At 34.6% G+C, this 14,021-nt stretch carries 12 protein-coding genes; 6 read left to right on the plus strand and 6 right to left on the minus strand.

Translation table 11 applies throughout. From position 1 onward, the window contains the following. The first annotated feature begins 162 nt into the window (after positions 1 to 162). Positions 163 to 1,287: a S1 family serine peptidase gene (locus tag BTO21_RS14090; RefSeq protein ID WP_045027260.1), complete on the plus strand. Its 1,125-nt coding sequence runs from the start codon at positions 163 to 165 to the stop codon at positions 1,285 to 1,287. A gap of 111 nt (positions 1,288 to 1,398) precedes the next feature. Next, on the plus strand, positions 1,399 to 2,343 hold the full coding sequence (locus tag BTO21_RS14095) for an NAD(P)-dependent oxidoreductase (protein WP_045027262.1): 945 nt from the start codon (positions 1,399 to 1,401) through the stop codon (positions 2,341 to 2,343). 112 nt (positions 2,344 to 2,455) lie between these two features. Here BTO21_RS14095 and BTO21_RS14100 read toward each other — a convergent pair whose 3' ends face one another. Then, positions 2,456 to 2,917, minus strand: coding sequence for a DUF1097 domain-containing protein (locus BTO21_RS14100; RefSeq protein WP_045027263.1), 462 nt, complete (start codon positions 2,915 to 2,917; stop codon positions 2,456 to 2,458). A gap of 242 nt (positions 2,918 to 3,159) precedes the next feature. Between BTO21_RS14100 and nagZ the strand changes: the two genes are divergently transcribed. Further along, positions 3,160 to 4,164 carry a beta-N-acetylhexosaminidase gene (nagZ, locus tag BTO21_RS14105; protein ID WP_045027265.1) on the plus strand — a complete coding sequence of 335 codons (1,005 nt, stop codon included), beginning with the start codon at positions 3,160 to 3,162 and terminating at the stop codon, positions 4,162 to 4,164. Positions 4,165 to 4,228: 64 nt separating this feature from the next. Here nagZ and BTO21_RS14110 read toward each other — a convergent pair whose 3' ends face one another. From BTO21_RS14110 to BTO21_RS14125, 4 genes are all read right to left on the minus strand, one after another. After that, positions 4,229 to 5,749, minus strand: a complete 1,521-nt coding sequence (locus BTO21_RS14110; protein WP_162270852.1) for an EAL domain-containing protein — start codon at positions 5,747 to 5,749, stop codon at positions 4,229 to 4,231. Between the two features lie 1,015 nt (positions 5,750 to 6,764). Further along, positions 6,765 to 7,241, minus strand: a complete 477-nt coding sequence (locus BTO21_RS14115; RefSeq protein WP_045027269.1) for a hypothetical protein — start codon at positions 7,239 to 7,241, stop codon at positions 6,765 to 6,767. Between the two features lie 156 nt (positions 7,242 to 7,397). Then, complete coding sequence (locus BTO21_RS14120) at positions 7,398 to 8,084, minus strand: VC0807 family protein (protein WP_045027271.1); 687 nt, start codon at positions 8,082 to 8,084, stop codon at positions 7,398 to 7,400. Positions 8,085 to 8,331: 247 nt separating this feature from the next. Next, positions 8,332 to 9,096, minus strand: a complete 765-nt coding sequence (locus BTO21_RS14125) for a hypothetical protein (protein ID WP_045027272.1) — start codon at positions 9,094 to 9,096, stop codon at positions 8,332 to 8,334. 577 nt (positions 9,097 to 9,673) lie between these two features. On the opposite strand from BTO21_RS14125, the gene nagA reads away from it, so the two are divergent. Beyond that, on the plus strand, positions 9,674 to 10,807 hold the full coding sequence (gene nagA / locus BTO21_RS14130; RefSeq protein ID WP_045027274.1) for an N-acetylglucosamine-6-phosphate deacetylase: 1,134 nt from the start codon (positions 9,674 to 9,676) through the stop codon (positions 10,805 to 10,807). A 112-nt stretch (positions 10,808 to 10,919) separates the two neighbouring features. Here the strand turns inward: nagA and BTO21_RS14135 are convergent, their stop codons facing one another. Beyond that, complete coding sequence (locus BTO21_RS14135; protein ID WP_045027276.1) at positions 10,920 to 11,342, minus strand: hypothetical protein; 423 nt, start codon at positions 11,340 to 11,342, stop codon at positions 10,920 to 10,922. Between the two features lie 836 nt (positions 11,343 to 12,178). Between BTO21_RS14135 and BTO21_RS14140 the strand changes: the two genes are divergently transcribed. Continuing rightward, entirely contained in the window at positions 12,179 to 12,868 is a 690-nt protein-coding gene (locus BTO21_RS14140) for a hypothetical protein (RefSeq protein ID WP_105026875.1), read from the plus strand. A 200-nt stretch (positions 12,869 to 13,068) separates the two neighbouring features. Next, a complete protein-coding gene (locus BTO21_RS14145) occupies positions 13,069 to 13,989 on the plus strand; it encodes a polyprenyl-phosphate transporter (RefSeq protein ID WP_045027279.1) in 921 nt (306 codons plus the stop codon). The last annotated feature ends 32 nt before the right edge of the window (positions 13,990 to 14,021 follow it).

Raw genomic sequence — 14,021 nt, forward strand, 5'->3', positions numbered from 1 at the left:
AATATAAGGCGCTATCATAACCAATAATCTGTTTGTTTTCCGTTATCGAGTTAACAATTATTGGCTATCATTAGGCAACATTCTTATTTTTGATTCAAGCTTGATCACAATTCAGTCATACGATAACTACCCTTAAAATAACAGTAGTAATAAGGGATTATCATGCCATTACGTCATTTAAAGCGCACAATACGTAATTTACTGTTATTACTTTGCATTACCGTTAGTTATATTTCCCATCCCGCATATGCTGCGCAAGCAATTCCAAAAACAATAAACAGTAATCCCGCCTCTCTTTACGCGCCATTATTACTCCCATGGCAAGCGGCATTAACATCATCAAATGGAACCGATGTATATTGCGGTGCTGTTGTTATTAGTGAATATTGGTTGATAACCGCAGCTCATTGTAACAAGGATCATATTGAGCAGGTTATTGCGGGTATTTCATCTATTCCGCAACAATATTCTCAGCAATTGAACCCTAAAAATAAGTTCAATATTACGCATAAAATAAACCATCCGAATTACAATGAGACTATCTTTGCTAACGATATTGCTTTGATTCGTGTTGACCGTTCTTTGCTCACTGTGGCAAAACCCATACTTATTACTTCAATAGCAGAGCAACAAACAGCCGATAATATATTTTCAAATCAATGGGTAACATATCAAAATTCAGACGCCAACCTGATTGCTTCTGGTTGGGGAAAAACCAATGTTGAATCTGGCATTAATTATCCAGCACAATTACAACTCATTACGCTAGCAGGCGTGCCTGATCACCTTTGTCGAGGCTTACGCGCTGAACATTCGCATATTGTTTGTGCTGATTCTAATATCGATGGTTTAATTAAAGATGTATGTAGCGGTGATTCCGGTGGGCCTTTAATTTGGCAGGAGCCACAAAAAACCGCCGATAATGATTTTGGACTACGGGTTATTGGGATCACAAGTAATGGTGCACAATGTCAAGATCGTCTCAATGATCCTACCCACCAATACCAACAACTTCATGGTCAATACACAGAATTAGCCCCACTGCGTCCTTGGCTTGAAGCTTATATTAAACAATATGATAACTTATCTGACTTTTCACTCGCCATACACAATACTGCTCCCGATTACAAGCACGATCCATTCACTGTCGTTGATGACTATCCTCAAGATCAAGATATTAATTCATTATTAGTTTCCACTCACTCAGCAGCAGCTGGAAATATTCCACTAACGACTTTCGCTATACTTATTGTTATTGCTTTATCCCGAAGAAGAATCAACTGGTAATAAATATTAACTTATACACTCTATTTATGGATAATAAAAAATACAATATTGCCATCAAGCAGTATTACGTAATAATAGACTTACGTTGATATTTAGAATGGATATTATTAAATGGATTTCTTTCCGATATTTCTAAAAGTAAATCATAAACAAATTTTAGTTGTTGGTGGGGGCGAAGTTGCTTGTCGCAAAGTGGATTTATTATTAAAAGCACATGCTAACGTTACGGTTGTATCACCACAACTGCACCCTCATTTACAACAGTTACTCAAGCAGCAGTTAATTGCGCACATTAATCAGCCTTATCAATCTTCACAATTAGAAGGTACTGATCAAGTTTGGGCAACAACAGACTCATCGACGCTTAATCATCAAATTTACCATGATGCTAACGCATTAAAAATCTGGACCAATGTTGTTGATGACCCAACATTTTGCGATTTTATTACACCGTCTATGGTTGATCGCTCTCCTATTCAAGTTGCAATATCTAGCGGTGGAGCATCACCGGTATTGGTGCGTTACTTACGTGAACGTTTAGAGACTTACTTACCTCAAAATTTAAGTTTAGTTGCGACATTTTCAGGTAAACAGCGCCAACGTATTAAGCAACATTTCACAACTGTTGATGAACGACGTAAATTTTGGGAACAATTCTTTCGCTTAACCGTCGTCGAAAACGCGCGCACTGATGAAGCCTTAGAAACCGCTTTCCAACAACTGTTAACTGAACAGCCTAGTAACAGTGGTAGCGGCAGCCTTTATCTTATTGAAACAGCTCATGATCCCGAGCTATTAAGCCTTAAAGCATTACGATTAATGCAGCAGTCAGAATATGTCCTTTACCACAATGATGTTGCCGAGGTGTTTGTTGATCTATGTCGACGTGATGCTGATCGTGAACGTTGTGATCACACTAATATACAAACGCTAGCAGAAAACCTAGTCCAGCAAGGTCTACGTGTCTGTGTACTCGCAACTAAAGATAACCATCGCCCGAGACTTAAAAATTATTGTACTCATCATGAAGGTATTTTTGTTCCAATCTTTGGGTAACGTATTTTTTAGACCAAATAAAAACGCAGAATATTGGCTCTTTCTAGTTAAAAGCATATTCTGCGTTTCACTATCAATACTTATAACCTATTAGTTATTAGTTATTAGTTATTTACTCATAATTCGGTGACATTTTTGAATGTAACCATATGCCCGTTGTTTTCATCAAATAACCAAAAATCACACCAACAATAAGAGACGGAATAACTAACTGCCAATTACCTGCTGCTGCAAATGTTGCACATGAACCAATAAATGTACCGGGAATAAAACTTAACCAGCGTTTTTTCGCTTGGGCACACATCATAAATGCCACTAAGGCGGTGATAATATAACCCACAATTTCCATATTAATCACTGAAGATAATTTAATAATTACCATTGCCCAGAATACGCCACTAAGATTTGTCGCTATACTTAGCCCTACCCCTTTAATACCATCGCGTTGTAAAGCAAAATATGTTGTACATCCCAAAAAACCGCCCCAACTAAGTAAACCAAGAGAAACAGCAACCCAGCCCCAGATCCCAGAAAGAATACCCGTTGTTAAAGCAATAGCGATAAGCAAAGACATTATTGATCCCACGTCAATTTTCAATAATGGGTAGTCTATATGAAGCCGAGTCGCACTTAAAACGATTTAGTTCACATACAGAAAAATAAAATTACATTTAATTACCAACTAAAGTGAGATTGATCACGTAGTTGCTTTTTGTCGCTACGGTTACATAAATACAATAAAATCCAGATTAGAAATTGCGGTTACGACAAATTATGATAATTTATTCGCTCTATTTGTTTGTCGGAGTACCTTTAATGGGACCTTTAATGCTTGATGTTTCAGGCTATGAACTTGATGCAGAAGAACGTGAAATTATTCAACATCCTACAGTGGGTGGCATCATTTTCTTTGCCCGTAACTATGATAATCGTGATCAACTTCGAGCACTAATAAAAGATATTCGCCAAACGGCAAAGCGACCATTGATTATTGGCGTTGATCAAGAAGGTGGCCGTGTTCAGCGTTTCAGAGAACAATTTACGTTATTACCGCCAGCTCGCGCATTTGCTGAAGCCAATAATGGTATCGCTCTTGCTACAACGGGAGGTTGGCTAATGGCTGCTGAATTATTAGCAATGGATATTGATATCAGCTTTGCGCCTGTTTTAGATTTGGGCTTTGACTGTAAAGCCATTGGCGATCGCGCTTTTTCAGATAAGCCTGCTGAGGTTATTCGTTATGCATCAGCATTTATTGACGGTATGACAATGGCGGGTATGGCTGCAACAGGTAAACATTTCCCTGGGCATGGTGGCGTTATTGCTGATTCTCACCTCGAAACACCTTATGATTCACGTGATAATATCAAACACCATGATATGGCAGTATTTAGTCATTTAATCAGTAACAATAAGCTGCAAGGAATTATGCCTGCACATGTGGTATTTGATGCCTATGACGAACGTCCTGCAAGTGGTTCTGAATATTGGCTCAAACAAGTGCTTCGTCAAGATTTAGGCTTCAACGGTGTTATCTTTTCTGATGATTTAAATATGAAGGGTGCCGACGTATTAGGTAATTACAGTGAACGTGCTGTTGCAGCTCAACAATCTGGCTGTGATATGGTAATGCTATGTAATAATCGTGAAGGCGCAGTACAAGCACTGGATGGATTACCGCAAGCACAAGTCCCTATTCTTACTAACTTATTAAAACAATCCACACCTGAATTCAGTGCGTTAATGCATACTCGTGAATGGAAACAGGCACAACAAGCGATTTCAAACTTGGTTGAGAACTGGAATAGCAAAAATCATTAATCATTGAACAAAAAACACCTTATATCGGTTCTCTTTACTCATTGAAAGTGTATAAGGTGTTTATTTAATGTTTTCTTTTATTTTGTTCAACAAAAATACAGAACTGTTCAAATTTTAGCGGCTCAGAAAAATAAAAACCTTGTTGAAGATAAACACCATTTTGTAGTAAATAATCAGATTGTTGTTTTGTTTCAACCCCTTCCGCTATCATTTCCATGCCCGCTTTTTTACCAAAGGCAATAATTGAATCCAACACAAATAATTTATGATCATGAGTACCAATGGTATCAACAAACATTTTATCAATTTTTAAACTTTGTAAATTAAAATGTTGTATGTAACTAAAACTGCCATAACCTGTACCAGCATCATCTAACTTCACATTAATGCCTTGAGCTTTTAAATAATCAATCACTGTTGCTGCTTTATCTAAATCAGAGAAAGACATTCTTTCTGTGATTTCAAATGCAATCTGCTTTGGTGAAATAGATGATTTAATAATCAGATCAACAACCTCTCGCATATGCTGTTTATCTTCTAATTGCCCAGGTATCATATTAATACTAATAATAGCTGAACTATCTTGCCAATTTACTGAGCTTAATTGCATTAATGTTTTTTCAAGTAATACATCTGTTATATCAATAATTAAACCACTGTTTTCAGCATAAGGAATAAAATCATCCGGTAATATTAATTCTTTTCCATTAAACCACCACCTTACCAGTACTTCACAACCGTACATTTCATTCTTATATACATCAATGATAGGTTGATAGTAGGGAATAAACTCTTTCCGTGTTATACCTTTCAAAATTAACGAATGTAGTGATAACTTGCGTTTAATATAATAATTAACAATAAGAAAAACAATCATCCCAAAGAAAGCACCAACGATAAATAATAGTGGTTTTAAATCCATAGAAATAACTGATAATAATTTAGGATCAACATGATTTTTTAAAACCACCCCATTATTAAACACTTTAGTATTTAAAGGCGGTAATTTTGATAAATTATTTATATCATGATGAAAATATATTTCTTTCTCATAATTATCTAATGTTGTAATTACACTTAATATACAATTATCACAATATTGATTACGCATAATGTCAGAAATTCTTGGCTCAAAATAAATAGATACACGACCACGCACATCTTTCCATACCAATGATAATATTGAATTTCCATTTTCTTTATTTGAGTTCACCCATAAAGAAAGATTATTATTAAAACTCTTTATAAATACAGTATCGTACTGTGGTTCAACAAAATTACTATCAGAAAAACTTGAACATTTATTTTTTTTGTTCGTTTCAACATCAATCTTTTTAATATTATAATTATTATATGCTTTTTTTTCTAATACCTTTTTATCGCTAATTCCACAGTCAAAATTAATATTACTTACGACTGATTCCATAAAATCATGATAATTACCAATAGTATTTCTATAATCACCTATTGAGTTACTTGCAATAGTGTCAAGTGTCGATGATATTTGTACTTTTGCAAAGTAATGAGAAAATAATGTAAAGCCTGTAGACGTGACAATGACTATTAATATAGCAACTATAGTCATAATGTTAGAGTATTTAGTCAATAATTGACTTTTAAGCCACGCTCTTAGTTTATATATCTTACTCATTATATTTATAATATTACTCTAACGGTTTAAATCACATGATGTTCTAAATATTAACTGAAATAGTTCATCTCAACAATAATAATATTCATAACTTTCAACCGTAAACAATTAAAAACCCATTAATTAATATAATATTATAATAATAATGTATTACTGTATAAGATATAAAAGTACCATTTGGTACTTTTATCATATCATTCGTTAATAATAACTATAATACTTATTTATACACATAAGATTATAAACTATCTTTGGAATAATCGACGGACTTGGAGCATCTCTTTTTCTCTTTCAAGATAATATAAAATGCACCAAAAATAAATGATACGGTGAGTAAAATTTCCATAATTAACCTTTATATCTATTAAAAACAAATTTAACTAACTGTTTTCAGCTAATAAGTGATTGATTTTTTGATTACATTGCAATACAAATCCACTAACAACATTACACGATAGTATTAACAATACCTCAAACAAGTTATAAAGTTGTGATAATTCGCGATTAAAATTTACGCAAACGTCAAAATGTTGCATATAAATCACACTACAACCAACGTTACGGGCACGTAAATGTCACTAAAAGCCAAGTTTCACCTAACTCATCGGAAAAGTTGATCCCCTTTTTTGACAAATATGACCTTGTTGTCTCGTTAGCTACTTATGATCATCTTTCACTAAAAATGTTTATTTCTAAATCGTATTGTCATGCATTTTCGCTAATCCCAAAGATGACAACAAAAACACCCCCAATTAACGATAATGTAAACACTGTATATTCTTTACTAATATTACGGTAAGTAACCCTATAAATACCATTGTATTAACTATAGTATTTAATACGAATTAAATCTTATAGTTAATAATATTTATAATAATAGACAAACAAAATAAATTAACACATTGATAATAAAAGAATTACCACTTAATTAACAACGTGATTTATTTGATTATTTTTGACGAATCAATTCTAAACGCTCAACATCAGTATAAAAAGTTACCATTTTTATACGACTTATAGCATATTCAAAATCACTTTTCTGACACATTTTTTTCGATGAAGAAATGATTCTATTTCGAGGTTGCCGTTCAATATTCCGGTTATATTGGCGTTCTAATTCTGTGCAATTAGCGTGACGCTGACAAGCATTATAACGATCTTCTTTTAACGTTAACCAATGCGCCTCAAATTGATATAAGGCTTTATGTAACTCATCCATATTATCATTCGTAATTTCCCCTTTTAATTCATTAACCTGTTGTAATTGAAAAGATATAAATTCATTAAAATAGTCATTATCTTTAATGGCCAAATATTTACCACAATCATCATCATGAACATGGGTACTTTTATTTAGTTCAGCAACATCAGCAGATGAGCATGCAATTGTTAGAAACAATGTGCAGAGTAACGAGAATGGCCTCATATTACCCTCCAATAATCAGTATTAACATCATTATGACGTACTCATTGCAAGGCTGCTTTAATAATCTAAGATATCTTATAATTAAGATTTTTAAATATAAAAAAACCAGTGATGCTAAATAACATCACTGGTTAGATTTTGTTTTAACGTTATTATTTATTGTGTTTTAAATATTTGTACTGTTTCAAGTTTGGTCATTTTACGAATTTGACGCCAAACAAAATAGAATATTCCCATCATCATTAGCATTGATGGGATAGCAATGACGGGATAACTTAATAATGTCATTCGCCCAAGCTCTTCATTAAAGGCTTCCGTTCCAGCAGGACTCGTCACAATAACCGTTGCCAAAACATAATTCATAATAGATGAGAAAACAAACGTACTCGCGAATAAATAATTGGATTGAACTAAGCAACGATCGAATGCTTGCTGCTGGTTAAATTCCATTAGTTTTTGCTTAATAAGACCTAAGTTTAAAATACTATCATTGAAAATCATTTTAGTAACAATAGGATACTTAGTAAAGGTTGACCCAAGAACAACAACACCAATAATACCAGGAATCAACGCTTCTTTAACAGCAAGCCATTGGGTATCTAGTTCTAAGACACCAATCCCACCAGTAAGTAATACGCTCACAATACCGAGTATTGCAATAAAGTTGAATTTCTTCTTTTTTAATAATTCATAGCTACCGAATGCCACAGGAAAAGCTAAAGCGAATAACAGTGCTCCTACTGAGCCAAGGCGATCATCACCACTCATTTTCATTAAAATGATTGATGGAACAACGACGTTAAAAATAATTTCATTTAACGGATTGGTTTTCTTTTCAGCCATAATTCCTAATAATTTCCTTTATTCATAATTATGTCACTTTGAGATCATCACAAGAAAAAATCTCATTAAGACTGAACAACACTTCCCACAATTATCGTTCGTATTATAGTCATTTTAGTTAAAGCTCAAAAATCTGCTATCTCTTGGCTTTGATTGTTTCGTTTATCAACATTCGTGTAAAGAACAATATCGTTACAAACCATTAAAAAACATAATCAATGTAACGATATTACATAACCAGTAACGATTAAAAGCTGCCACTGATCGTTACACTTGCAATAATAGCCAAGGTACACGCACATGCGAGCATCGCTAACACCGGTTTTGTTTTCGTGAGTAACGACATTAACCACAATCCGGTCGCGACAAACAAACATCCAACACTGATAACACGTAAAACAAACGGTAACAAAATACCATGTTGCGTTTGTTCAATCAGTGTCGCGATATCTAAGCTCGCCACAATGAGCACAACTATACCAATAAATGCCCCAAAGACGGGTAATGCTAAATTTAATGGATCTACTTTATGCTGGGCTTTCACTAACATAGCATGCGCTAACAGGCTACCACCAAAACCAACACTAAAAATGATTGTCATTACATTACTAATATTACCCTTATTCGCACTAAAGCTTAAAATATCAATAATATAAGCTATGCTCCATAGTAGCATAATAACGACTATCGCTTTTCGAGCCCCCTCTTTGCCAAGAAGTCGATCTTCACACAAACTGTAAATTAACGTTAATGCGACAAACACCATTACAAAGACAACAGCACTAGAATTTGTTACATTGATGCCTGATTGCATCATCATTAAAGTCGCTTCACGAATGAGCAATGAAGCAATTAATAACCAACTGATCAAGGGCAATACTTTTATTACACGATCATGTTGCCCAAAACATAATTTACCCGATAACATTACACCACCAATGATGATGAATGCACCTATTGCAAATTGTCCTAGTACTTCAGAAAGCAATATCGACCAATCATTCCACTGCATCTTAACTCCTAAATACAGCCTTGTTCTAAACATAAAAAAGTGACAAATATAGTCAAATTTAGATGCTATAACGTATTCCAATAAAAGACTATTTTGCCTAATTGTCTGAATGAGTGCAAAAGGCTTTGGTTTTTTGTTGTATATAATCTAAAAAAACAAATTCACACATCAAAATAAGCACTGTAAGCATTTATAAAACCCATAAAGCAAAACAGAACAAGATAGTTACCTTAAGAGCATATTTAACAAGATTAATCACTAAAAAGTATCGCTACCTCAAACTGAATTTGAATTTTGTATGATATAAAGATAACAAAAGACAATTATTATAGAATTTTTGATATTTAATTGGATAAAAGATTGACGAAGGATGATTGAAACAGGTATCTTATTTTTTATAGTGAAATAAGATTTAACCCACAATATTAGGCCTTATTTCAAACCAATTATTCGATACTCTATATATCAGTAATATAGTGTTGCGCTCATTTAGATGAGACACACTCGATATAGAGTAAAATCACTACTTTGTCTGCAGATTAATCATCAGACTATAAAACTTAAAGTGAGTAATCAAATGTTTGCAATTATTAACACCAACGTATTTGATGGCAAAACTATTCAACAAAACCAAGCCATCTTTATTGAAAACGATATTATTTCACGTATCGCTCCAATGTCAGAGATTTCAGCAAGTGAATTACCCGCAGAAACGTTTGACGCAAAAGGCTTGTTAGCTTCTCCTGGTTTTATTGATGTACAGCTAAATGGCTGTGGCGGTGTATTACTTAACACTGCAATCACCAAAGAAACACTTGATATCATGAATCAAGCTAACCTAAAAAGTGGTACTACACAGTTTTTACCAACCTTTATTACCAGCGATGCTGAGTCAATGGTTGAAGTACTTAACATGGTAGATTCTATTGCAGATCCTGCACAACTTGGTGTTTTAGGTTTACACCTAGAAGGTCCTTTCATCAGCACTGAAAAGAAAGGCGCACACCGTGAAGAATTCATTCGTGAACTAGACAACAAAACAGCACAATATTTAGCTGATAATGCAGACAAAATCTGTGTGTTAACAGTAGCACCTGAAAACACATCACAAGAAGTCATTGATATTGTACGTAATGCTGGTATTACTGTTTCACTAGGTCATACCAATGCAACCTACGAGCAAGTTGCAGAGAAAGAAGGCCTAACCATGGCTACTCACCTTTATAATGCAATGACGCCACTAGGTTCTCGTGAACCAGGTGTTGTAGGTTACATTTTCGATAAAAAACCGCATGCAGGTATTATTGTTGATGGTATTCATGCTTCTTACCCATCAGTGCGTATCGCTCACGAAATTTTAGGCGAGCAACTATTTATGGTAACAGATGCCGTAGCTCCTGCTGGCACTGACATGACTGAGTTTGATATGGCAGGTTTACACGCTTATGTCACTGACGGTAAATGTCATTTCAAAGACGGTACTATCGCAGGCTCAGCGGTTACTATGATTCAAGGTATCAACAACCTGATGGATCACGTTGGTCTTTCGCTTGAAGAAGCACTGCGTATGGCAACATTATACCCAGCAAAAGCAATCAAGGTTGATAGTGACTACGGCTTATTAAAAGCAGGTTACAAAGCTAACATCACCTTACTTTCAGATGATAACCAAGTGAAGCATGTTTACCAAATGGGTAAAAAAGCATTCTAATTTGTTAGATTAATATTCGAGAAAGAAAAAGGCTGCCGTTCATTGAACCGCAGCCTTTTTTAATACTATTAATCTATTTTAGGACGAGACACTATCATCAAGCTAATCATAATTAAATTTTCGCAGTTGCACCCGTTGCTGGCGCCAATGCTGTAGAAGTTGGCATTGAAGTAGAGAAAACAACAGTATTGCGTTTTGCTGCAACAGACATTTGATACTCACGTAATTTAAAATAACCATAAGTAACAACAATCGAGAAAAATAGATAAGATAATGAAAATACAAAGGGTGAACTGATTATATTCGCTTTAACAACCCACATTACTCCCATTACCGTAATTACCAATTTAACCGTCATCGCAACGAGTAACATCAATAATGCTAATTGTGGGTAACGTGTTGCACGAAAAGCTAACCAATAAGCGGTTCCTATCGCTATAGCGGCAATACCAAAGCCTGCCATGAATGAATGAAAATGAGCACCTGATAGTATGCCCGCCACAATGGATAACAACATAATCAACCCAAATATCATCTTTTTCCTCACTTATAATAGCCATAAAACGCTTTAATATAGTCTCTGAGGGTATTTTCCCATCTAAATGCTAGCTTGTATATATGGAGTAAAAGATTTCACTTATGAAACTCAATCTTTATCTATCCAAAAATTAAATATAACTCATTGTTATAAAATAATTATAGTTAATAAACCCAATGACAATATGATTAATAGTAGCTATTCTCATATACTATAAAAATGATATTTATAGAGATTAACTCTAAAAAATAACCATAAATAGCTATTTATATAATTAACCCCCCAGAATATAGCCTGTTACGCACTATTTAATCTGGAATAATAGATTGTGCTTTTTTATTTTAAAAATACAGTAAAAAGCCGCTATAAGTATTATCTACTGATAGCGGCTTCAAAAACTAATGGATAACGATAAGCATAAATATACTGACAGCAAGCACTATTGCACCAACGGTCAATAATAATTCAAAGATATGTTTTGGCATATTACACCACTGATCCAGCTACACTGTAACTTATTGCAGTCAATAAATACCATCTGCTTTTATTACAAGCCTGAGGAATTAACCCTTTGTTTCTATAACGATAGTATAGCGATCAATGCTAAATATTAGCTGAACAGCTTACTGCTGAATATTGTAAAACATATAGATATTCATCCAATAGATTAACCATCCTTTTATAAAAATTGCGGCTAATACCTCGTTATCGTTGTCCTTTTGGAGCCAACAACGCACTGTGCTCCAACAACCATCACAGAATAAAGTAATATATTTGTTATTTATAATAATAATTCAGATACTTACAATTCTATTGTCAATGCTGTTAATTATATGCGTCTACTTTTTCCGTCTGATCGTTTTTTATTTTGTTTTTCCATTATTATGATGGTGTTAGTAACAGGTTCGGTACTTGCTTCACCCTCAAAAACCGTCATAAAATTATCACCACAGCCATTAACACAACATACTGTTGAATTACCATTAAATGAATATCATGCATTGGCGATTTTAGCCTTGAAAAAAGTCAGTTCTAGTCAAGTTCCACGCCCTTATAATGCACCTTTGCATTCCTTTACAGCATTGCCGACCAATAATGATCAACTTATCGATATAAATAACAATAATGTAAGAGATGACTATGAACGGCTATTACTTACTCAATATAAGCGACCTGAATATGTGGCGATGGGCGTTTTAGCAGCAGCGCATTGGGACAGACTAGCAGCAACCCATACTCAAAAGGATCGAATACCATTAATAACAGCAATCACATTGATTACTAATAATATTGCGATTAATCAGTGCTATTACTCATTACAACAAATAGACAATACGTTAGTTTCTCCTATCTTACATTATTTCAATACCGAGCAACGTATTGTTATAAAACAACAATCTGAAGAAAAACTATTGCGTATTATCGCCCTCTCTCCTTTTTCCATCACTTTTGACCCCCAACCTTGCCAACGATTTACTCTCTTAGCTGAATCAATGTTACAAACAACCTTCTCAGCGAATTAACTATCATGCTAAATTGACATAAAAACCACACGACAAATAATATGCTGTGTCATTATAATTAACCCAAAAATATCTACTATTCATATGTTTATTTGATGACCTATAAACAAATACTATATTTATGATTTAATAGTGGTTTTTAATAGTTCGCTGTATAATGTTCAACCTAAATTATTCAGCTATCACAGTTACGGAATCCAATGAGTAAAATATCAACCTTTTTAAAAGGCATGGCAATGGGTGCAGCTGATGTTGTTCCTGGCGTGTCAGGCGGTACTATCGCATTCATCACAGGCATTTACGATACGCTGCTTGAAAGTATTCGTCGTATAAATCCAAGCCTCATCGGAGTCATCCGTAAAGGTGGTATCAAGAGCGCATTTGAGCATGTTAATGGGACATTTTTAATTTGTCTTTTTGGCGGTATTTTAACAAGTATCTTTACGTTTGCTAAATTGATCACTTGGATGCTTCATACCCACCCAATTCCACTTTGGTCATTTTTCTTCGGTTTAATCATAATTTCTGTCATTCATATGCTTAAACAGGTAGACAGTTGGAAAATAAGCCGCATTATTTCGATAGCCATTGGGGTTGGCTTTGCTTATGGTATTACCGTTCTGCATCCTGTTGCTATGGATCCAACACCATTAAATCTACTTATTGCTGGCGCTATTGCGATTTGTGCAATGATTCTACCGGGTATTTCAGGTAGTTTTATTTTATTACTACTTGGTATGTATGCGCCAATCCTTGCGGCTGCAAAATCCGTTGATGTCACCACTCTTGGTATTTTTGCCGTCGGTTGTGTGCTTGGGCTACTCACCTTCTCTCATGTCTTATCATGGGTGTTACGTAGTTATCGTGATATTGCGCTTACTTTCCTTACTGGTTTGATGATCGGTACACTAAGCAAAATATGGCCGTGGAAAGAAGTGATCTCATGGCGTACAAACTCACATGGTGAGCAAGTACCACTTATTGAACACAATCTTTCTCCGTTTAGCTATGAGCATGTTACAGGACACCCTGCATTGTTAGGTTACGCTATTATTGCAATGATCTTAGGGCTTGCTGTCGTATGGGGACTTGAAAAGTACGCTGAACGTAACGACGATTAACTGTAATCACTAAGTAACATATCAAAGTAGCC

It is taken from the genome of Photobacterium phosphoreum (assembly GCF_002954725.1).
Taxonomy (GTDB): domain Bacteria; phylum Pseudomonadota; class Gammaproteobacteria; order Enterobacterales; family Vibrionaceae; genus Photobacterium; species Photobacterium phosphoreum.